The 20,273-nt window shown below is 72.2% G+C and carries 23 protein-coding genes; 7 read left to right on the top strand and 16 right to left on the bottom strand.

The window, feature by feature from the left end:
• Positions 1–126: 126 nt before the first annotated feature.
• The 4 genes from ABD54_RS13900 to ABD54_RS27255 all read right to left on the bottom strand — a co-directional run bounded on the left by ABD54_RS13900 (position 127) and on the right by ABD54_RS27255 (position 1,582).
• Positions 127–333, bottom strand: coding sequence for a hypothetical protein (locus ABD54_RS13900; protein ID WP_047869905.1), 207 nt, complete (start codon positions 331–333; stop codon positions 127–129).
• A gap of 137 nt (positions 334–470) precedes the next feature.
• On the bottom strand, positions 471–644 hold the full coding sequence (locus ABD54_RS27265; RefSeq protein ID WP_082166818.1) for a DUF397 domain-containing protein: 174 nt from the start codon (positions 642–644) through the stop codon (positions 471–473).
• A gap of 3 nt (positions 645–647) precedes the next feature.
• A complete protein-coding gene (locus tag ABD54_RS27260; protein WP_082166817.1) occupies positions 648–824 on the bottom strand; it encodes a DUF397 domain-containing protein in 177 nt (58 codons plus the stop codon).
• Entirely contained in the window at positions 821–1,582 is a 762-nt protein-coding gene (locus ABD54_RS27255) for a Scr1 family TA system antitoxin-like transcriptional regulator (protein ID WP_082166816.1), read from the bottom strand. Before ABD54_RS27255 ends, ABD54_RS27260 begins: the two co-directional genes overlap by 4 nt.
• Before the next feature lie 229 nt (positions 1,583–1,811).
• Here ABD54_RS27255 and ABD54_RS13895 point away from each other — a divergent pair, with 229 nt between their 5' ends.
• Positions 1,812–2,264 carry an ATP-binding protein gene (locus ABD54_RS13895; protein WP_047869904.1) on the top strand — a complete coding sequence of 151 codons (453 nt, stop codon included), beginning with the start codon at positions 1,812–1,814 and terminating at the stop codon, positions 2,262–2,264.
• 177 nt (positions 2,265–2,441) lie between these two features.
• Positions 2,442–2,657 carry a helix-turn-helix domain-containing protein gene (locus tag ABD54_RS13890; protein ID WP_047869903.1) on the top strand — a complete coding sequence of 72 codons (216 nt, stop codon included), beginning with the start codon at positions 2,442–2,444 and terminating at the stop codon, positions 2,655–2,657.
• Positions 2,658–2,800: 143 nt separating this feature from the next.
• On the opposite strand, the gene ABD54_RS13885 is transcribed toward ABD54_RS13890, so the two are convergent.
• Entirely contained in the window at positions 2,801–3,427 is a 627-nt protein-coding gene (locus ABD54_RS13885) for a TetR/AcrR family transcriptional regulator (RefSeq protein ID WP_047869902.1), read from the bottom strand.
• A gap of 63 nt (positions 3,428–3,490) precedes the next feature.
• Here ABD54_RS13885 and ABD54_RS13880 point away from each other — a divergent pair, with 63 nt between their 5' ends.
• Positions 3,491–4,909, top strand: a complete 1,419-nt coding sequence (locus tag ABD54_RS13880) for a serine hydrolase (RefSeq protein ID WP_047869901.1) — start codon at positions 3,491–3,493, stop codon at positions 4,907–4,909.
• Between the two features lie 145 nt (positions 4,910–5,054).
• Here ABD54_RS13880 and ABD54_RS13875 read toward each other — a convergent pair whose 3' ends face one another.
• The 6 genes from ABD54_RS13875 to ABD54_RS13850 form a co-directional block, all read right to left on the bottom strand.
• Positions 5,055–5,816, bottom strand: coding sequence for an SDR family NAD(P)-dependent oxidoreductase (locus ABD54_RS13875; protein WP_047869900.1), 762 nt, complete (start codon positions 5,814–5,816; stop codon positions 5,055–5,057).
• Between the two features lie 200 nt (positions 5,817–6,016).
• Positions 6,017–6,781, bottom strand: a complete 765-nt coding sequence (fabI, locus tag ABD54_RS13870) for an enoyl-ACP reductase FabI (protein ID WP_047869899.1) — start codon at positions 6,779–6,781, stop codon at positions 6,017–6,019.
• Positions 6,782–6,867: 86 nt separating this feature from the next.
• Positions 6,868–7,572, bottom strand: a complete 705-nt coding sequence (gene fabG, locus ABD54_RS13865) for a 3-oxoacyl-ACP reductase FabG (RefSeq protein ID WP_047869898.1) — start codon at positions 7,570–7,572, stop codon at positions 6,868–6,870.
• Positions 7,573–7,767: 195 nt separating this feature from the next.
• Complete coding sequence (locus ABD54_RS13860) at positions 7,768–8,199, bottom strand: hypothetical protein (RefSeq protein ID WP_047869897.1); 432 nt, start codon at positions 8,197–8,199, stop codon at positions 7,768–7,770.
• Positions 8,200–8,308: 109 nt separating this feature from the next.
• Positions 8,309–8,968 (bottom strand): response regulator transcription factor, encoded by a 660-nt coding sequence (locus ABD54_RS13855; RefSeq protein ID WP_047869896.1) that lies wholly within the window; start codon positions 8,966–8,968, stop codon positions 8,309–8,311.
• Positions 8,943–10,229, bottom strand: coding sequence for a sensor histidine kinase (locus tag ABD54_RS13850; RefSeq protein WP_047869895.1), 1,287 nt, complete (start codon positions 10,227–10,229; stop codon positions 8,943–8,945). Before ABD54_RS13850 ends, ABD54_RS13855 begins: the two co-directional genes overlap by 26 nt.
• A 334-nt stretch (positions 10,230–10,563) precedes the next feature.
• On the opposite strand from ABD54_RS13850, the gene ABD54_RS13845 reads away from it, so the two are divergent.
• Positions 10,564–11,331: an ABC transporter ATP-binding protein gene (locus ABD54_RS13845; protein WP_047869894.1), complete on the top strand. Its 768-nt coding sequence runs from the start codon at positions 10,564–10,566 to the stop codon at positions 11,329–11,331.
• A 5-nt stretch (positions 11,332–11,336) separates the two neighbouring features.
• Positions 11,337–14,084, top strand: coding sequence for an ABC transporter permease (locus ABD54_RS13840; protein ID WP_047869893.1), 2,748 nt, complete (start codon positions 11,337–11,339; stop codon positions 14,082–14,084).
• A 92-nt stretch (positions 14,085–14,176) separates the two neighbouring features.
• Here the strand turns inward: ABD54_RS13840 and ABD54_RS13835 are convergent, their stop codons facing one another.
• From ABD54_RS13835 to ABD54_RS13820, 4 genes are all read right to left on the bottom strand, one after another.
• The gene (locus tag ABD54_RS13835) at positions 14,177–14,608 is read right to left on the bottom strand and encodes a hypothetical protein (protein WP_047869892.1); all 432 of its coding nucleotides are present in this window, start codon (positions 14,606–14,608) and stop codon (positions 14,177–14,179) included.
• A gap of 130 nt (positions 14,609–14,738) precedes the next feature.
• Complete coding sequence (locus ABD54_RS13830) at positions 14,739–15,557, bottom strand: polyprenol monophosphomannose synthase (RefSeq protein ID WP_047869891.1); 819 nt, start codon at positions 15,555–15,557, stop codon at positions 14,739–14,741.
• A 133-nt stretch (positions 15,558–15,690) separates the two neighbouring features.
• Complete coding sequence (locus ABD54_RS13825) at positions 15,691–16,497, bottom strand: DeoR/GlpR family DNA-binding transcription regulator (RefSeq protein WP_047869890.1); 807 nt, start codon at positions 16,495–16,497, stop codon at positions 15,691–15,693.
• Between the two features lie 52 nt (positions 16,498–16,549).
• Positions 16,550–16,777: a hypothetical protein gene (locus ABD54_RS13820; RefSeq protein ID WP_047869889.1), complete on the bottom strand. Its 228-nt coding sequence runs from the start codon at positions 16,775–16,777 to the stop codon at positions 16,550–16,552.
• Positions 16,778–16,870: 93 nt separating this feature from the next.
• Between ABD54_RS13820 and ABD54_RS13815 the strand changes: the two genes are divergently transcribed.
• On the top strand, positions 16,871–17,695 hold the full coding sequence (locus ABD54_RS13815; protein WP_047869888.1) for a 4'-phosphopantetheinyl transferase superfamily protein: 825 nt from the start codon (positions 16,871–16,873) through the stop codon (positions 17,693–17,695).
• Between the two features lie 31 nt (positions 17,696–17,726).
• On the opposite strand, the gene ABD54_RS13810 is transcribed toward ABD54_RS13815, so the two are convergent.
• Positions 17,727–18,884, bottom strand: coding sequence for an acyl-CoA dehydrogenase family protein (locus ABD54_RS13810; protein WP_047869887.1), 1,158 nt, complete (start codon positions 18,882–18,884; stop codon positions 17,727–17,729).
• Positions 18,885–19,104: 220 nt separating this feature from the next.
• Between ABD54_RS13810 and ABD54_RS13805 the strand changes: the two genes are divergently transcribed.
• Positions 19,105–20,115 (top strand): LysR family transcriptional regulator, encoded by a 1,011-nt coding sequence (locus ABD54_RS13805; RefSeq protein ID WP_047869886.1) that lies wholly within the window; start codon positions 19,105–19,107, stop codon positions 20,113–20,115.
• The last annotated feature ends 158 nt before the right edge of the window (positions 20,116–20,273 follow it).

Raw genomic sequence — 20,273 nt, 5'->3', positions numbered from 1 at the left:
CCGAATCGAGCGTAGCCCGCCCGGCAGGCACCGCGCCAGGCCGCTTTTCGCCCTGTGGACAGCCTGCGCGGTCCCGCGCACGCGGGGAGGGTCCCGGTCAGCCCGGTCTGTCGGCGCGGGGCGTAGTCAACCCATCTGGCCGGGGTACTTGACCGCTCGGGCGACGACCTTCGCGTACCGGTCGGCCTGATCGTCGGTGTGCGCGTACATGATGATCGTGTCGGAGCCTCGGGACCGGACCTCCCAGACCGCCCCGGTGCCGTGGGTGCCGGGCGGCAGGTCGGTGAAGAGGACGTCGGGATAGCGGGAGGACAGCTCCTCGTGAGTAGCCATGGTGGACACCGTAGCCAGGTGCGGCCGGTTGTGGGCCGGTTTGGCGGTGTATGCGCGGCTGGTGCGGAGCGGGTGACGGGTGGGAAACAGAAACCGGCCCTGTCCAGGCGCGGGCAGGGCCGGATCGAGGTACTTCGCTACCGGACGCGTACCGCGGCCAGTAGTGCCGTCCACTCGGAAGCCTCAGCCGACAGATGGCCCAGCTCCCGGTTCTGGGTGTCACGAACGTGGGTGGTAGGCCCTTCCGCGACCTCCACGCAGTGGCCGCCACCGCCGTCACTGAAGGAGGACTTGTGCCAGTCAGACTTCACGGCTCATCCCTTCGTGACAGCGAGAACGGCGGCCCACTCCTGACGAGCGAACGTCAGATGCTCTTGGTTCCGATTCTGAGTGTCACGCACGTCTGAACCAGCCTTGTGCTCGCGGATCTCAACGCAGTTGCCCCCGTTGGCGCTGTAGCTGGACTTATGCCATTCGGTGGTGGTGTTCATGTGAGCTTCCTCAGTACATCGAGCGAGAGTGCAAGTGGCAGGGATGCTGCCAGCGCGGTGGTGGCTTGAGCGGACAGTCTGTCGTGCGTGCTGTCCTCGTGGATCACGTTACCGTCAGCGTGATCACTGACGACAGCGAGTTCCCCTGACTCCAGACGGAAGAGCATCAACGGAGCCGAAGGGCCGAGGAGCGTCGTTCCCTCAGGCACAAGGTGCACCGCGACCCGCCCCGTTTCAGCCCACTCGATGAGGTACGGCACCTGCGCCCGACGAAGGGGCTCAGGGAGGCCAGATACAGCCGTAACAGGAAAGACAGCAGTCACTTCGAGGTCAGGCAACTCTTCCAATCTGCCTGTGCGCAGAGCCACCAAGCGATCAAGCTCCTTCGCGGTGGCAAGCGGCTGTGCTGTCCGAAACACACCACGGGCGACCTCCGGACACTGCAACAGCCCAGGAATAAGAGCAGGTGCCACAATGCTGAGCTGCCTTGCGGCACGCTCTATGGCTTCCAAGTCTCGTGCCCACTCGGGCAGGGCATGTCCGCTCGTAGCCTGACGCCACGCAGCGATCAGCTTCCCATCCGCGCGGAGTACCTTGTCCATTTTCTCCGCAAGAGGGAGATGGGGAAGGGATTGTCCGTTCACCCACCGGGATACGGAAGCGGCAGAACAGCCCACCCGGGCAGCCAACTGCTCCTGAGTGAGGCCTTGCAAATCGCGGAAGGTCTTAATGATTTCACGAAACGGAGGGTCGCTCATGCTCGGAATATTACGCCGAGCTTCCGAGGCCTGTCTGGCCTTTTCGCAAGTTCTTCAGGTAGTGGTGTGAGGAGAGCAAGAAACACCAAGGTTAGGGCTCAAAGGGCCGGCGCAACCGCGAGGTAGCCAAGGCGCACAAGTATGTGATGGCAGCAAAAAGCCCCGGAGACCGAAGTCGGAAGCGGTCCCCGAGGCAGAATGCTCCACCCCGAAAGCCCCGAGGTGAAACATGCAAAAGTCTACCGTTCCGCCCATCCCGCTTCCACGCCGACTGTGCGGAACCGCCACCACATCAGGCATTCTGCTCGGCCCCGAACTCGGCCACGTCAGGATCGCCCGCCGCTGGGCCGCCCAGGCCACCCGCTCCCGCCCCAGCCTGGCCGAACCCGTCGGCGTCACCGTCTCCGAGATGACCACTAACGCCCTGCGGCACTCGGCGTCCGGGCTCCCCGGCGGCAGCATCCGCGTGGAGATCGAACGCACCCCGCGCCACCTGGAACTGCGCGTCACCGACAACGGACCCCGCCCCGGCGACGAACCCACGTTCCCGCGCGTGCCCAGCCCCGAACCCCTGCGCCCCAGCGGCAACGGCCTGCGCCTGGTCGAGGCCCTGTGCTCCTACTGGGACTGGAAACAGCATTCCTGCGGCGCGATCACCGTCCGCGCCGTCTTCCCCTGGTGACCCACGCGTCCCCGTAAGCGCTCAGCGCCCCATCCTCCGCACCGCCCGACCCGTCCCCCGGGCCGGTGCGGACGGGCCGTTGACCTCAACAGCAGCCCGAAGCCCCGCCTCCTCCTTCCCCGGGGAGGCGGGGCCACCCGATCCACCACACCCAACACCGGACACGGAAAGCCCCTCATGCCCGACTACAGCTACCTCCTCGACGGCCGACCCGACGTCCTCACACCCAGCGAAGTCGCCCAACTGTTCAACATCCGACCCCGCAGCCTCCACCGAGGCCGATGGGACAACGTCCTCAAACCCTTCCGCACCCCCGGCGGAGCACGCCGCTACCCCAAAGAACACATCGCCGCACTCCTCAACCAACCGGACGAAACCGCCCCCACCCCCTGAGCTGGTGCGAACACCTCCAGAGCCCACGCGAGGACATCGACAGCACGTCTGCGGAGAGGCAACCCGCCACACGACCGGGGCGTTCGGGCCGCTCCGACCCTCCCGGAGGCGACACCGCCACCGCAGCCGGGAAAGTCAGCGGTTCAGCGCGCGTACTGGCGGCACTCTCCCGTGAACACCGAACCCAGTTCCGCGCGCAACGCCTCCCGGGCGCGCTCAGCGACACCGGGCCCGCCCCGGTAGACCTGGGTGGCCAGCCCTTCGGCCACGGCGGCGACGCGGGCGGCGGACGCGGCGGCGTCCACGTCCGCCTCCACCTCACCGCACTCCACGCCGTTGCGCACCGCCCGGGCGATCTCGGCGTGCAGCGCGTCCGCGGTGCGGGCGTCCACCTCGGCCAGGGCCGGGTTCTCCAGGGCCCGTCCGGCGAAGACGCGGATCACCCGGAACTCCGCTCGGCGGGGCTCGTCCAGGGGCAGGTGCTCGGCCAGCGCGGCCAAAAGGATCTCGGAAATGGTCCTCTCGTGCCGGGAGCCCTCGCCGACGACGTCCGCGACGCGGGTGGCGACGGCCGTGCTGACCCGCTCGAACGCGTGCAGCAGCATGTCGTCCTTGGACGGGAAGTAGTGCTGCACGAGCCCGACGGAGATCCCAGCGCGCGCGGCCGTGCGGGCCACGGTCACGGCGTCCAGCCCCCGTTCGGCGATCAACTCGCACACGGCACCGGTGATCTGCGTGCGCCTCTGGGCGTGGTCTGCGGTTCTCGGCACCGGATAACCGTATCATGGTACGGTCAAAATCGTATGGATATACGGTTATCGAAAGGCCCCCTAATGCCCCTCCTCCTCAGCCACGTCCCCCTCGCCCTGCTGCTCGCCCTGTCCCCCGTGGTCACAGCCCCACCGCACGACGCGTCTCCCGTCGCCCCCTCCGGGATGGACGCCTACGTCCGGGAACGGATGGCGGCCACCGACACCCCCGGCTTGGCCTACGCCGTGGTCGGCCCCGGGGGCGTCGAGCACCAGGGGGCCTTCGGCGTGGACGGCGACGGCGCCCCGGTGGACGAGCACACCCCGTTCCTGTGGGGGTCGGTGGCCAAGCCCGTGACCGCGACCGCCGCACTGGTCCTGGCCCGGGAGGGGCGCCTGGACCTGGACGCACCGGTCGAGGAGTACCTGCCGGTCTTCGCGGAGTTCGGCGCCGACCCCACCGTGCGCGACCTGCTCACCCAGACCTCGGGGCTCACCGGGCGCACCGCCGCCGCAACCAGCGATCTCTACGGCGATCGGTCCCCGGACCTGGACGCGCGGGTGGCGCACGCCGCCGCCTCGGAGCCGGGGAACCCGGGCACTCACGAGTACAGCAGCGCGAACTACCTCGTGCTGGGCGCCGTCATGGAGGAGGTGACCGGCGACTTCCGCGGGTACCTGCGCGAGAGCGTGCTGGAGCCGACGGGGATGGACGGCGTCTTCACCAGCGCGGCCCAGGCGAGGGAGGCCGGGCTGAGCCCGGGGCACCGCACACTGTGGGGCGTGCCGGTGGCCGACGCCGACGGTGTGGACGACGAGGGGGCCGCCTACGGCTACCTGGGCGGGGACGTCACCGACCTGGCCGCGTTCGCGCGGGCGCAGGTGGCGGCGGAGCCGCCCGTGCTGGACGCCGCCGCGCTGGAGAGGGCCCGCACGGGGCTGGTCCCGGTCCCCGGCTCGGCGCAGGAGTACGGCCTGGGCTGGCGCGACACCGCCCTGTCCGACCTCGGTGAGCCGATCGTCTTCCACGGCGGTTCGACCCCGGGGTACGCGGCGATCGTGGTGGTGCTGCCCGAACGTGAGAGGGCGGTGGTGGTCCTGCAGAACACCTACGACATGCTGCGCGACAACGGAATCCAGGCGGTCGGCTTCGGGCTGGCCCACATGCTCGCGGGCGGGGACTCCCCCTCCTCCCCCGGCGCCGACCCGCTCTACCTGGTGTCGGTGTGGGCGCCCACGGCCGGCGCGGCGGCGCTGGGCGCGGGCGCCGTCGCGGCCGTGCGGGTGCGGCGGCCCCGCCGGTGGGCGAGCGCGCTGTGGTCGGCACTGGGGATCGTCGCGGTGGCCGCCGCGGCGGGGGTGGCCGCGAGCCACGGTCCGCGCCCGGCCCTGACGTGGCTTCCCGACGTGACGGCGGCGACGCTGGCGGCGGGTGCGCTCGGCGCGGCCGTGGTGGTCCTGCGCCTGCTGGCGCACCGGCGCGACACCCGATCCCGGGACTGATCCCCGACGCACGGATCGACGCCACCGTCATGGTCCCGCACCCTCTGGCACACCGGCGCGGCGACCGCGCACGAGCCTGACCCTCGGCCCGCGAGCTGTCGTGCCCCCGGTGCCGGGCCCGGAACCCGGCACCGGGGCGGCGCGCTCAGATCCGGTCGAGGAAACCGCCGTCCACCATCAGGTTCTGTCCGGTGACGTAGGCCGAGGCCGGGCTGGCCAGGAAGGCCACCGCGCGGGCGACCTCCTCGGGGCGGCCGAGGCGGCCGTAGGGGATGCGCTCGCGCACGGACTCGTAGAACCCCGGGTCGCTCTCGCGGCGGCGCGCCCAGCCCCCGCCCGGGAACTCGATCGGTCCGGGCGAGACGGTGTTGACCCGCACCCCCTCCCCCGCCCAGGCGCGGGCCAGCGAGGACGCGTGGTGGTTGAGCGCGGCCTTGACCGCGCCGTAGGAGCGCGGTCCGGCGGGCACGGTGGTGTGCAGCGCCGAGGTGCTGGAGATCATCACCACCGAGCCGCCGCGTTCGGAGGCCAGCAGGTGGGGCTCGGCCGCCTCGGTCAGGCGCACGAAGGGCATCAGGTCGGCCGCGAAGCCGCGCTCCCACTGGTCGGGGGTGGGCGCGCTGCCGCCGGAGACGTTGGACACCAGCACGTCCAGGCCGCCGAGATCGGCCGCCGCGTCCTCGACGAAGGAGGGCAGCGCGTCGTGGTCGGTGACGTCCAGGGCGCGCGAGAACACGCGGGCGCCGGTCTGCTCCAGCTCGCGGGCCGCCACGGACAGCGGTTCGGGGGTGCGCGCGCAGATCGCGAGGTCGGCGCCCTCGGCGGCGAACAACTGGGCGATGGCCCGGCCGATCCCCCTGCTGGCGCCGGTCACGGCGACCCGCGCCCCCTTCAGTCCCAGATCCATTGCCCGTCCCCTTCGCTCTCGGCTCGCACGGCCGCCTGCCGGGGGCGCACGCGCCGCTTCGGACACACGGCGGGCAGCCGCCGCGACCGCCCCGCGACGGCAGACGGGCGGGCCGCCCCTGGGGGTGGCCCGCCCGCGTCAACCTATCGCACGCGTGTGCCGGGGCACCGGTTCCGCAGGAGCCGGTGCGTTCGGGGCTGTCAGGCCCCGGTGGAGTGGAAGCCGCCGTCGACGTGGACGATCTCGCCGGTGGTGGCGGGGAACCAGTCCGACAGCAGCGCCACGACCGCCTTGGCCGCGGGCTCGGGGTTGGTGACGTCCCAGCCCAGCGGGGCGCGCTCGGGCCAGTGCTTGGCCAGCTCTGAGAACCCGGGGATGCTGCGGGCGGCCATGGTGCTCAGCGGCCCGGCGGAGACCAGGTTGACCCGGATGTTCTGGTCGCCGACGTAGCGGGCCAGATAGCGGGCGGTGGAGGTCAGCGCGGACTTGGCCACGCCCATCCAGTCGTAGATGGGGTAGGAGACGCTGTTGTCGAAGTCCAGGGCCACGACCGAGCCGCCTTCCTTCATCAGCGGCAGCAGCGAGGTGGTCAGCGACTTCAGGGAGAAGGTCGAGGTGTGCATGGCCGTGGCCACGTCCGACCACTCGGTGTTGAGGAAGTTGCCGCCCAGGGCGTCCTGCGGGGTGAAGCCGATGGAGTGCACGACGCCGTCGAGGCCGTCCACGTGCTCGCCGACGCGGGCGGCCAGGGTGGCGAGCTGCTCGTCGTCGGTGACGTCCAGCTCCAGGATCGGGGGCGTCTCGGGCAGGCGCTTGGCGATGCGCTCCACCAGGCTCAGGCGGCCGTAGCCGGTGAGCACGACCGTGGCGCCCTGCTCCTGGGCCAGGCGGGCCACGTGGAAGCCGATGGAGGAGTCGGTGAGCACCCCGGTGACGAGGATGCGCTTGCCTTCGAGGATTCCCATGTTCGGGTCGTCCGTCCTGTCTGTGGTCCGTTGCGGAAGGGGAGTCCTTCCGGTGGCTGGCGGGAAAAAAAGGGGGGCGGACCCGGTCAGTGGCCCATGCCCAGGCCGCCGTCGACGGGGATCACGGCGCCGGAGATGTAGCCGCCGCCGGGCCCGGCGAGGAAGCCCACCGTCCTGGCGATGTCCGCAGAGGAGCCGAGGCGGCCCAGCGGGACGTTCTTCTTGATCTCGGCCTGGCGCTCCTCGGACAGGGCCGCGGTCATGTCGGTCTCGATGAAGCCGGGGGCGACGACGTTGACCGTGATGTTGCGCGAACCCAGCTCGCGGGCCAGGGAGCGGCCGAAGCCGACGAGCCCGGCCTTGGAGGCGGCGTAGTTGGCCTGGCCGCCGGAGCCGAGGAGACCCACGACGGAGGAGATGAGGACGATACGGCCCGAGCGCTTGCGCATCATGCCGCGCACGGCGCGCTTGGCCACGCGGAAGGCGCCGGTGAGGTTGGTGTCCAGCACGGAGGAGAACTCGTCCTCGCTCATCAGGGCCAGCAACTGGTCCTTGGTGATGCCGGCGTTGGCCACGAGCACCTCGACGGGGCCCTGCGCCTCCTCGACCTCCTTGAAGGCGGCGTCGACCTGGGCGGAGTCGGTGATGTCGCAGCGGACGCCCAGCAGACCCTCCGGGGGCTCGCCGGAGCGGTAGGTCACCGCGACGTCGTCTCCGCCCGCGGCCAGCTCACGGGCGATGGCCAGGCCGATTCCGCGGCTGCCGCCGGTGACCAGTACCGAGCGCGACATAGGGGCTCCTCTTCTCCATCGGCTGCTGTGATCAGCCACGACGTGGTGTTGCGGGGGTGGGATCGCATTGCAGCGTACCGAGCTACCCGGCGGTAGACGCAACCGAGGCGAACGGGGGCGCCGATCCGCCCATGTGCGGGGATTACGGGCACGCTGGGGGGACTCCCCGAGCACGGCGGGCGTTGGTGAGGTGTGTCACCGGCACGCGTCCCCTCGTTCCTCGCCTTCCTCGGCCTCCGGCGGTCGGGGTATGCCGACGACGACCACCAGGATGAACATCATGCTGGGGAACAGCAGCCAGGTGTGCGCGGACCCCAGGGGAACCGTCCAGGACAGGATCACCAGCGCGATGTGGCCCAGCCCCGCCCGCATGCCCGACAGGGGCCGTGCGTGCCCCGCGGGCGGTCGCCGCTCGGACGAGCCCGGATACGGGTCCTCCCCGAAGACCAGGCCCAGACGGTCCCACCAGACGAACAAGAACAGGACCGCGGACGCGTACAGCGCCAGGAGCGTGGGCGACTCGGTGGGCCTGACCGCGAAACTGCCCGTGAAGGCGGCCATGAGCAGGCCCAAACCGCCGAGCACGCGGGGCAGGACCTTCCTGTGCCAGGAGGGGAGCGGTGACACGGTCGGTTCCTTCGCCTGGGGGAACGAGGTCGACAGCGACCCTATCCGGGGCGGGACGCGGCCCCGGCCCGTACCGGAGGCCGGTCCACCGTTCGCACCGGTCCGGACCTCAGGCCCAGCCCGCGTCGTGGGCCAGGATGGCGGCCTGCACCCGGTTGGACATGTCCAGCTTGGCCAGGATGCGGCTGACGTGGGCCTTGACCGTGGCCTCGCGCATGCCCAGGTCGCGGCCCGCCTCGGCGTTGGACCGGCCCCGGGCCACCGCGAGGAGCACCGACCGCTCGCGCTCGCTGAGCACCGACAGGCGCTGCACCGCCTCGGCGCGGCCCGCCGCGGAGTCGGCGGGGGCGGGCGCGGCGAAGCGTTCGAGCATGCGCTTGGTGACGCTGGGCGCGAGCATCGCGTTGCCCTCGTGGACGGTGCGCACCGCGCCGATGAGGTCGCGCGGCGGGGTGTCCTTGAGCAGGAAGCCCACCGCACCGGCCCGCAGTGCGCTGTGCACGTACTCGTCGAGGTCGAAGGTGGTCAGCAGGACCACGCGGGGCGGCCGGGGCAGAGCGGTCAGGCGGGCGGCGGCGGTGATCCCGTCGGTGCCCGGCATGCGGATGTCGAGCAGCACCACGTCGGGGACGAGTTCCTCGGCCAGGCGCACGGCCTCGGCTCCGTCGCCGCCCTCGCCCACCACCTCGATGTCGGGAGCGGAGTCCAGGATCATCCGCAGGCCGGATCTGACCAGGAGTTCGTCATCGACCAGGAGCGTGCGGATCACCTTCGGAAACCTCTTCCTCCGTACCGGATGGATCGTCGGTTCGCACGATAGCGCGCAGACGCCATCCGCCGTCGGGGCAGGCCCCCGCGCTGAGGCTTCCGCCGGAGAGCACGACGCGCTCGCGCAGCCCGGTCAGGCCGAAGCCGCTGCGGGGCATGGGCGCGGCCGGGCCCCGCCCGGGCGCGTTGGCCACCTCCACCTCCAGTTGGCGGTCGGCGTAGTGCAGGCGCAGGGTGACGGCGGCGCCGGGCGCGTGTTTGGCGGCGTTGGTCAGCCCCTCCTGGACGATCCGGTAGGCGGTGCGCTGGACGCCCGCCGGCAGCGGGCGGGCAGGGCCGGCCTCCTCGCGGTCGATCGGCATCCCGGCGGCGCGCCACTCCTCCACCAGGCGGTCCAGGTCGGACAGGACCGGTTGGGGGGCGGTGGGCGCCGCGTCGGTGTCTTCGCGCAGCACCCCGAGGATGCCGCGCAGTTCGGTCAGGGCCTCGCGGCCGGTGGTGCGGATGAGTCCGGCCGCCTCGACTGTGCGCGGGTCCTCGGCGGAGACCTCCAGACCGCCCGCGTGCAGCACCATGAGGCTGACCCGGTGGGCGACCACGTCGTGCATCTCCCTGGCGATGCGGGTGCGCTCGGCGGTGATGGCCTTGTCGGCCATCATGTGCTGTTCGCGTTCGAGGCGCTCGGCGCGCTCGTGTAGGCGGTCGATGAGCTGGCGGCGGGTGCCCACCCACAGGCCGAAGACCATCGGGACGACCAGCAGCATGCCGATGAGGAAGATCTGGGTGATGGGGTTGGTGTCGTAGGCGACGACCATCGCCAGGCAGAACAGGGCGAACCAGCCCACCAGCAGGCGCCGGTTGGCGTGGTAGACCGAGTACGAGTACAGGGCGATCGCGGCCGGGACGAAGTTGGCGAAGCACACCAGCAGCACGAGCGCGGTGACGAGCATCCACTGCGGGGAGCTCCTCCTCAGGAGGACCGTCGCCCCGGCGAACAGGACCGGGACCACGAAGATGACCACAGCGGCGACCAGGGCGAGCGCGAGGTTCACGTTGGCCAGGGCCGGGGGGACGGTGGCGAGCAGCCCGCCGAACAGGCCCAGTTGTATGCTGCCCAAGAACTGGAAGAACCCGCTGAACGGCAGCGGCAGCACGGCGTAGAGCCAGTCCGCGATGGTCAGGCGGCGGGCCCACCACCACTCCCGGTCCTTCTTCAGTAGGGCGTCGGCGGCCCTGCCCCGATCACGCAACCAGCTCCTCATGCTGCGGAGTCTACGGCGGCACCCCCGGTCGGCCCGTGCGCGCGCCGCTCCCGGTCGCGCCCGGTCCGATGGTCGCTCGGCGCGCGAAAGCGCAGGCGAGAAGGGGGGCGTGGCGGCGTCATACCTCTCCGTGATCACCCGATCCCCGACGAAAGTCGGTGCCCCGGCCAGACGAAGGAGTCGCGAACCCGCCCGCCACCGTTCCTTTGGCCGAGTCGCGAATCGGCCCAGCGGGGGACGCCCGGGCCGGTCGCGCGGACCTAGCGTGGTGGGCAGCCGGGACGGAGAGCCCGCCCGGCCCGCACACCATCCCCGATTCCTGGAGCTGTCTGCCGTGACCGAGTCCACTGTGAAGCCCGACCCGACGGTCACCTCACCGCCGGTGGTGGTCGCCCGGGGCCTCACCAAGACCTACGACACCGGCGACAGCCAGGTCCACGCCCTGGCCGGGGTGGACGTGGAGTTCCACCGGGGCGCGTTCACCGCGATCATGGGCCCCTCGGGTTCGGGCAAGTCCACCCTGATGCACTGCCTGGCCGGGCTGGACGTGCCCACCTCGGGCACCGTGCACCTGGGCCGCACCCAGATCACCGGACTGCGCGACGCCGAGCTGACCCTGCTGCGCCGGGACCGGATCGGGTTCATCTTCCAGTCGTTCAACCTGCTGCCGATGCTGACCGCCGAGCAGAACATCCTGCTGCCGTCGCAGATCGCCAAGCGCGGGGTGGACAAGCAGCGCTTCGACCACATCATCGACGTGGTGGGCCTGCGCGACAGGCTCAACCACCTGCCCGCCAAGCTCTCCGGCGGCCAGCAGCAGCGCGTGGCCGTGGCCCGCGCCCTGCTCAACGCGCCCGAGGTCGTCTACGCCGACGAGCCCACCGGCAACCTGGACTCGCGCTCGGGCACCGAGGTGCTGGCGTTCCTGCGCGACTCGGCCCGCGACCTGAACCAGACCATCGTCATGGTCACCCACGACCCCGTGGCCGCCTCCTACGCCGACCGCGTGGTCTTCCTGCGCGACGGCCGCCTGGTGGACGAGGTCGTCGACCCGACCGCGGAGCTGGTCTCCGCGCGGCTGCTGAAGCTGGAAGAGGCCTGAGGGACATGCTGCGCACCACACTCGCCGGGCTGCGTCTGCACAAGTCCCGGTACGTCACCACCGTGCTGGCGATCCTGCTGGGGGTCATGTTCGTGTCGGGGACCATGGTCTTCGCCGACACCCTCAACGCCAGCTACGAGAAGTCCGTCATGGGCTCGGCCACCAGCGTCGACGCCATCGCCGTGCCCACCCAGCCCGAGTTCGACCCCGCGAGCACCGAACCGCCCGAGGAGCCGGTTCCGTTCACCGACGAGCAGCTGGACGCGGTGCGGGCGCTGCCCGAGGTCGCCGAGGCGGGCGGAACCCTGCGGGGCGAGGCCGTGCTCCTGGACGCCGACGGCCGGGCGACCGGTTTCCTGCCGCCCAGGGCGCTCGGGTTCAACGGGGTCAGCAGGTTCTCCGCCGACGAGGGAGCGCTGCCCGCGAACGGGGACGAGGTCGCCCTGGCCACCTCCACCTCGGAGCAGCTCGGGTTCGCGGTGGGCGACACGGTGACCGTGCTCGACCCCGAGGGCGACAAGCGCGACTTCACCCTCACCGGACTGGTCGAGTTCGGTGTGGACCGGTCCTACAGCGCCGCGGGCGCCGTCGTCTTCGACCCGGACACGGCCCGGGAGATGACCGGTGTGACGGACTACACCGAGATCGACGTGCTCGCCGCCGGGGGCCACACCCCGCAGGAGGCGGCCGACGCCGTCGCCGCCGAGCTCGGGGCGGAGGCCGACGTGCGCACGGGCGAGGAGGTCGGTCTGCTGATAGCCGAGGAATCGGGCGGCGAGACGGAGCTCATTCGCACCGCGCTGCTGCTGTTCGCCTTCATCGCGATGTTCGTCGCCGGAATCGTCATCTACAACACCTTCGCCATCCTCATCGCACAGCGCCAGCGCGAGCTGGCCCTGCTGCGGTGCGTGGGCGCCAAGCGGGGCCAGGTCTTCCGGTCGGTGCTGACCGAGTCGGCTGTGGTGGGCCTGGTCTCCTCCGCCCTGGGCGTGCTGGCCGGTGTGGGCGTCGGCATGGCCGGTGCGACCTACGGCGGCCCGCTGTTGGGCACGGGGGAGGCGGTGCCCGTGGTGATCACTCCGACGGCGGTCCTGGTCGGCCTGGCCGTGGGCACCGTGGTGACCGTGTTCTCCGCCATGGTCCCGGCCGCGCGCGCCACCCGGGTGGCGCCGCTGGCCGCCCTGCGCACCAGCGCCACCGCCGCCGGCCTGGAGAAGGGCACCGGCAGGGTCCGCGTCGTCTTCGGTCTGCTGGCGTTCGCGGTCGCGGCCGCGCTGGTGGGCCTGACACAGATGGCGGACCTGCAGACGGCGGGCCTGATCGTCGTCACCGCCGCCGCACTCACCGCGTTCGTCGGCGTGGTCGTGCTGGGACCGCTGCTGGTGCGCGGCATCGTGCGCGTGGTCGGCGCCCCCCTGCGGAAGGTGGGTGTGCCGAGCATGCTGGCGGTGGACAACTCCACCCGCAGCCCGCGCCGCGCGGCCACCGCGATGATCGCCCTGACCGTGGGCGCCACCCTCATCACCGGCTACTCGGTGATCAGCTCCTCCGTCGAGACCACCCTGACTCGGCAGTTGGAGGAGCAGTTCCCGGTGGACTACCAGATCACCCCGCAGTTCTCCATGCCGGAGCCGGGGACCGGCACCGAGGCGGCCGAGACCCCGGAGGGAACCGGGGACGCGGAGGGGACCGAACAGCCCGGAGGCGAGGAGGGCGCGCCCGTCGACGGCGCCGCCGACGGCGCTGAGGGTCCCGACGAACCCGCGGAGCCGGCCGAGGACGCGAGCGCCGGTGAGGGCTCCGGAGCGGAGGCCGGAGCCGACCTGGAGCAGCAGGACCCCACCGTCCCGAACGGGGTCCGTGTGGCGCTGGAGGGCCAGCCCGCCCTGGGCAAGGTCTTCGGCCAGCGCAGCACCTACCTAGAGGAGCACGGGGACTACGGCGTCAGCGTCTACACCTATCCGGGTGCCGAGATCGGCGCCGACCTCACCAGCGACACCGTCGAGGGCGACTTGGCCGACGTCGGCCCGGGCAGGGCCGCGGTGACGGAGGGCAACACCGAGGGCGCCGGGGTGGGCGACACCCTCACCCTTCCGGCCGAGGAGGGCCGGGACCTGTCCGTGGAGATCGTCGCGGTCGTGGAGGACATGCAGACCCTGTCGGGTGTGACCCTGCACCCGCAGGACTTCGCCGCGGCCTTCCCCTCCGTGGACGAGGACGACATGCTGTTCGTCAGCGCCGCCGAAGGAGCCGACGCCGCCGAGGTGCGCGACGCGGTCAACACCGCGGTCGAGGACTACCCCACCATGCAGGTCGGGTCGGCCGCCGAGATGAAGAACCAGTTCGCCGAGGTCCTGGACATCGCCTTCTACACCATCGCGGCCATGCTGGGCCTGGCGATCATCATCGCGGTGTTCGGCATCTCCAACACCATGGCGCTGTCGGTGCTGGAGCGCACCCGCGAGTCCGCGCTGCTGCGGGCGCTGGGGCTGGCCCGGGGGCAGTTGCGCCGGATGCTGAGCGTGGAAGCCGTGCTGCTGTGCCTGATCGGCGCCGGTATCGGCATCGTGCTGGGTGTGGTGTTCGGCTGGGCGGCCGGGGACTCGGTCCTGCCGGAGATGGTCTTCTCCGTGCCCTTCGGCCAGATCGCGGTGTTCATCGTGGTCGCCGTCCTGGCCGGGCTGCTGGCCTCGGTCCTGCCCGCCCGCCGGGCGGCGGCCACCTCGATCACGGGGGCGCTGGCCAGCGAGTAGGCCGCCACGGCCCCGTGTCCACGACGGGAAACGCGCGGGCCCCCTTCCGCCTCCGGGCGGAAGGGGGCCCGCGTTCTCGGGCGGCGCGGTCCTCAGGTGTCCGGTGCGCCGGTGTCCCTGGGGTCCTCGGCGTCCGGAACGTAGCCCGCCGTGCCGGCGGTACGGTCGCGCTCGGCGTCGCGGCCGCCGTGGGGAGTGTCCGCCGGATGCTCGTAGGGCCTGTCGGGGTGCCCGCCGCGCACGGCCGCGCCCTCGCCGACGTCGGGTGTGACGTCGTCGCTCTCCTCGTGCATGGCCTCCTGCTCGGCGCTGCGGGTCTCCCCTCCCCAGCTCTCGCGCGGGTAGAGGTCGCTGCGCTCGGAGCGCACCGCCTCGCCGATCCCCCGCGGCTCGGCCGAACTGTCGGTCCCCGGCATGTCGGGGTCCTCGAAGTCGTACTCCTGGATGTCGTAGTCGGCCTCGATCCGACGCTCCCGGGCGACGGCCTTGCTCAGCTCGGGGTCGTCCCCCATGTCGGTGTCCACGTCATAGGGCTCTTCAGTCATGGTCGCCCCCTTTCCCTCGTTAGTCCCGTGCCCCAAACCGGCGCACCTATGTCACCGGTCGCAGCCCGGGAGGGAGGGCGGGCCGGGGGCGGCCCCGCCGAACGGCCCGCTACCGGCGGCGGGCGCGCTCGGCCCGGCGCAGCAGCAGCGGTCGCAGGGCGGCCTCCAGCGCGACGGAGCCGTCGAGCTTGCTCTGTCCCACGACGCGGTCCTCGAAGTGGATGGGGACCTCCACCATCTTCTGTCCGCGCCGGTAGGCCCGGTAGTGCATCTCCACCTGGAAGGCGTAGCCGGTGCTCTCGATGCCGGGCAGGTCCAGGACGCGCAGGGCCGAGGCCCGCCAGATCTTGAAGCCCGCAGTGACGTCGCGGACGGGGATGGACAGCACGGTCTTGACGTAGGCGTTGGCCCAGCCGCTCAGCAGGCGGCGGCTGAGGTTCCACCGCTCGGAAAGGCTGCCGCCGGGGACGTAGCGGCTGCCGATCACCACGCCCGCGTTGGTGGCGTGCAGGGTGCCGAGCAGTTGGGGCACGTAGCCCACGGGGTGGCTGAGGTCGGCGTCCATCTGCACGATGTAGTCGGCGCCCTCCTCCAGGGCGCGGGTCATGCCCGCGACGTAGGCGCGGCCCAGGCCGTCCTTGGCGGTGCGGTGGACGACGCCGACGCGTCCGGCGAACTCGACCGCGAGCTTGTCGGCGATCTCACCGGTGCCGTCGGGGGAGCCGTCGTCCACGACCACCACCCGCAGCCGCGGCAGGTCCAGGGCCATGAGCTGGCCCACCAGCACGGGGAGGTTGTCGGCCTCGTTGTAGGTGGGCACGACCACCGCCACCCGGGAGTCGGCCCACGGCGCCGGGAGCGCCACGGGTTCGGGGGTGACGCGCACGGGCGGGGAGGGCGGCTGCTGGGGAGGCGGCTGGGAGGACATGCGCGGCGGCTCCTGCGGATCTGACGGGTGGTGCGGGACTGGACGGGCGGAGCGTACGCGGGATACGCGTGTGAACGGTAGGGTACGCGGTCCTTTCTTCCGTTCGCAGAGGAGAAGTCCGCTTTTCCTCTCCTCACTGCCCCCGTTCCTGTGCCACCACCGCGACGTGGACGAGGGCGCCCGTCTCCTCCAGGGTCATCAGCACCTCGGGGTCGGCGCTGCTGTCGGTGACCAGGTGGGCGATCTCCTCGGGTGCGACGGTGGGCACCATGGTGTCGGCGCCGATCTTGGTGTGGTCGGCCAGGACGATGGTCTCCTCGGCGCAGGCGGCCAGGGCGCGGTCAACGCTGGCCACGGCCGGGTTGGGGGTGCTCAGGCCGCGGTCGGCGCTGACCCCGTTGCCGGAGAGGAAGGCGCGGTTGACCCGCAGCCCGGCCAGGCTCTCCTCCGCCGAAGCCCCGACCAGGGCCCGCATGGGGCCGTGCAGCGTGCCCCCGGTCACGACCACCTCCACTCCGGCGGCCCCGGCCAGGACGTCGGCGACGCGCAGGGAGTTGGTGACCACGGTCAGGTCGGTGCGGGTGAGGAGCGCGCGGGCGAAGGCCTCGGCGGTGCTGCCGGGGCCGATGGTGACGGCGTCGCCGGGGCGCACCAGGCGGGCGGCCGCGGCGGCGATGGCGGCCTTCTCCGCGGCGCACTGGCCGCTCTTGCCGGAATAGCTCTGCTCGTGGCCGATCCTGCCGGGCAGGGCGACCCCGCCCCGGCGGCGGTCGACCAGCCCCTCGGTCTCCAGCGCGCGCACGTCGCGGCGGATGGTGACCTCCGAGGCGCGGACCCTGACGGCGATGTCGCGCAGGGACATCGTGCCGTTGGCGCGCACGAGTTCGAGAATGCGCTCCCGGCGCTCGGCGGCGAACGCCGGACGGTTCTCCTCGGCCATGGACCCACTTCCGTGCTCTGCTCGGGCACGGGCCGCGGTCCCGCGCGCCTCCCTAGACTACGGACCCGTCGGCGGTGGGGACGCGCCCGCTCCGGGCGGCGTCCCCGGGGGCCGACTGCTCCGGAACCCTCCCGGCGGCGGTCTCTGGGTCCCCGGCCTCGGCGGCGGCCTCCTCCCCGGTGGTCTGGGAGCCCTCTCTGAGGAGGGTGACCACGACGATCGCCGTGAGCGCCACCAGACCGACGAGCGCTCCCGCGCCGAGCAGTACCACGACAGACATCTGGGCCTCCCAGGGGACGGGCTGACCTGCCAATAACCGAATTCCCGGTTTGGGTTGACCTCACACCACCGAACGAGGGGAGATCGGGACACAATGGGGGGCATGAAGCTCGATCCGGCACCCCTGTCCATCGAGGTGTGGTGGGTACGCACCTCAGCCGCCGACGACCGCCTGCTGCGCCTGTTGGACGAGGAGGAACGGACCCGCAACGCCCGCTTCCGGCTCCAGGCCGACCGCGACCGGCACCTGCTGGGCCGGGCGGTGTCCCGGCTGCTGCTGGCCGAGCGGGCCGACTGCCCGCCCGAGAAGGTGACCTTCGCTTTGCGCTGCCGTTCCTGTGAGGAGAAGGAGCGGACGGGCGCCAGCAGGGACGGGGACTCCGGGCAGGGCCCGCACGGCAAACCGCACCCCTCCGGCCCCGCCGAGGGGTGGGAGGTCTCCGTCAGCCACTCGGGCGAGTGGGTGGTGCTGGCCCTGGCCCGCGAGGTGCCCGTGGGCGTGGACGTGGAACGCGTGTCCCCGGCCCGCGACCTGGATGGGCTCGCGGGCTACACGCTGGGCGGGCCCGAGCAGCAGGCCTGGGAGCGCCTCTCCCCCGCCGACCGGGTCGGCGCCTTCTTCCGCTACTGGGCCCGCAAGGAGGCGCTGCTGAAGGCGACCGGCCTGGGCCTGTCCGGCGGGATGCGGCGGGTGCTGGTGAGCCCGGCGGACGCCGCCCCGGAACTGCTGTCCTGGGAGGGCGGCGGGGCGCCGGGGCCGGTCGCGCTGGAGGACCTGGAGGTCGGCGCGGCCCCGGATGGGGACGGGGAGGAGTACCGCTCCGCGCTGGCGGCGCTGACCGACCGGCCGCTGGAGCTGGAGCCGCGCACCCACGAGGAGACCGTCCGGCTGCTGCGCTCGCGGCCGGGCGGCGGCTGAGCCCCGGGGCGGCGGGGCTCACCCGGACCCCTCAGGCGCCCTCGCGGGCCAGATGGCGGCTGATGACCATGCGCTGCACCTGGTTGGTGCCCTCCACGATCTGGAGCACCTTGGCCTCGCGCATGTAGCGCTCGACGGGAAAGTCGCGGGTGTAGCCGTAGCCGCCGAAGACCTGCACGGCGTCGGTGGTGACCCTCATGGCGGTGTCGGTGGCCAGGAGCTTGGCCATCGCGGCCTGCTTGCCGAAGGGCAGCCCGGCGTCGCGCAGGCGGGCGGCCGCCAGGTAGAGCTCGCGGGAGGCGGCGACCTGGGTGGCCATGTCGGCGAGCGTGAAGCCCACGCCCTGGAAGTCGCCGATGGCGGTGCCGAACTGGCGGCGTTCGCGGGAGTAGTCCACGGCGGCGTCGAGGGCGGCCTGGGCGAGGCCGACCGCGCAGGCGGCGATGCCCAGGCGCCCGGAGTCAAGGGCGGACAGGGCGATGCCGAAGCCCTTGTCCCGCTCGCCCACCAGGGCGTCGGCCCCCAGGCGGACGTCGTCGAGGAGGACCCCGGCGGTGGTCGAGGAGTTCATGCCCATCTTGCGCTCGGGGGCCGCCGCTCCCAGGCCGGGGGTGCCCGCGGGGACGTGGAAGCAGCTGATCCCGCGGGCGCCGGAGTCGGGGGCACCGGTGCGGGCGAAGAGCGTGTAGTAGTCGGCCCGGCCGCCGTGGGTGATCCAGGCCTTGGCGCCGTTGACGCGGTAGCCCTCGCCGTCGGCCTCGGCCCGGGTGGCCAGGGCGGAGGCGTCCGAGCCCGAGGCGGCCTCGGACAGGCAGTAGGCGCCCAGGAGGTCGCCGCCGAGCATGCCGGGCAGGTGGGCGTCCTTCTGCGCGTCGGAGCCGAAGGCGGCCAGGGGGTAGCAGGACAGGGTGTGGACGCTCACGCCCAGGCCGACCGCGAGCCAGCCCCGGGCCAGCTCCTCCACCACCTGGAGGTAGACCTCGTAGGGCTGGTCCCCGCCGCCGTGGCGGCCGGGGTAGGGCAGGCCGAGCAGTCCGGCGCCGCCGAGCACGCGGAAGACCTCGCGCGGGAAGAGGCCGTCCTCCTCGTCCCCGGCCGCTCGCGGGGCCAACTCCTTGTCCACGATCTCCCGGGTCAGTTCCAGGAGCTGCTCCGCCTCGGGGGTGTGCAGAGTACGTGCGACCGTCATGAACCTCTCCCGCGCCTGTCCGACATGTGGACACCTATTAGGACGTCCAACTATATGGTGGCGCACGGCACCCCCACTCCACAAGCCGACGGGGCCGGGCTCTGCGAACCCTTGGACGGCGCACCGCTCCGTGGGCTGTCGCGTTAGACGGGAAGGCGCACCGCGCCCGCGGCGACAGCACGTCTGTACACGAGCCCCCTCCCCGTCCTAGATTCCACGCATGGACCTCGAACTCCGCCACCTGCGCACCATCTGCCTCCTGGCCGACACCGGCAGCGTGACCAAGGCGGCCGCCGCGCTCTCCACCTCCCAGCCCGCGCTGACCACCCAGCTCCAGCGGATCGAGCGCGAGGTCGGCGGGCCGCTGTTCCACCGGGGGCGTTCGGGGGTCCGCCCCACCGAGCTGGGCGAGTTCGTGCTGGTGCGCGCCCGTTCGGTGCTGCTGTCCATGGACGACCTGCTGCACGACATCACCGCGCGCGGGGCCTCCCCCACCACCCTGCGCGTGGGCGGGGTCGGGCCGCTGACGCTGGAGCTGTCGGCCCGCATGCCCGAGGTCTTCCCGAACGTGCCCGTACACGTGCGCACGGAGTACTCTCCCAAGCTGGTCACCGACCTGGTGCGCGCGGGCCGCCTGGACCTGGGGACCACGATCGACTACGTGGACCGCGACCTGTCCACCGACGGCCCCCTGTCCTGGGCGATGCTCTCGGTGGAGCCGCTGCACGTGGCGCTGTGGGCCGACCACCCCCAGGCGAAGCGGTCGCTGGTCAGGCTGGGCGACCTGGCCGGGTCTCCGTGGGCGCTGACCCCGCCGGACGGCACCGGCTGGCCCGAGTGCTTCTACCTGGCCTGCCAGCGGGCCGGGTTCACACCCGAGGTTCCCTACCGGCTCTACGACCGCTCCGAGATCCGCGACCTCGTCGCCGACCGCCGGGCGGTCGCGCCGTGCCAGCCGGACTTCGACACCGGACCGGACGTGGTGGTACGCCCCCTGGAGGGCGAGCCCATACAACTGCGCCACTTGCTGGTCTGGCGGCGCGACAGCCCGATCCAACAAGCCTCCGACACGATCGCGCGGCTGGCCCGCGAAATTCTGGGCGGCCCGTCCCGTACGCCGGAACCCCCGGCCCCGGGCGCCGCCGGGTCCGCCGACGGCGCCGAGTCCGCTCTCGACCGGACTCCGGGCGAGCGGTGCGGCGGGCCCGCCCCGGGGGCGTTCAAGGGCTGAACCGACCGCCTCCCAACCCCTCCCACCTGGACACACGTCACATGACGACCGGTCGGTTCGCGAGGCGGGGTGGCACGCGTAGAGTATTTACTCGCAAGTAACATACTCGTGAGTAGGCATACCCCGCCCTCAGCTCCACAGACGCGTACCTCCCCCTC

It is taken from the genome of Nocardiopsis sp. RV163 (assembly GCF_001029525.1).
GTDB lineage: Bacteria > Actinomycetota > Actinomycetes > Streptosporangiales > Streptosporangiaceae > Nocardiopsis > Nocardiopsis dassonvillei.
Note: the sequence above shows the minus strand (reverse complement) of the source record. Positions and strands in the feature narration are given on the sequence as shown.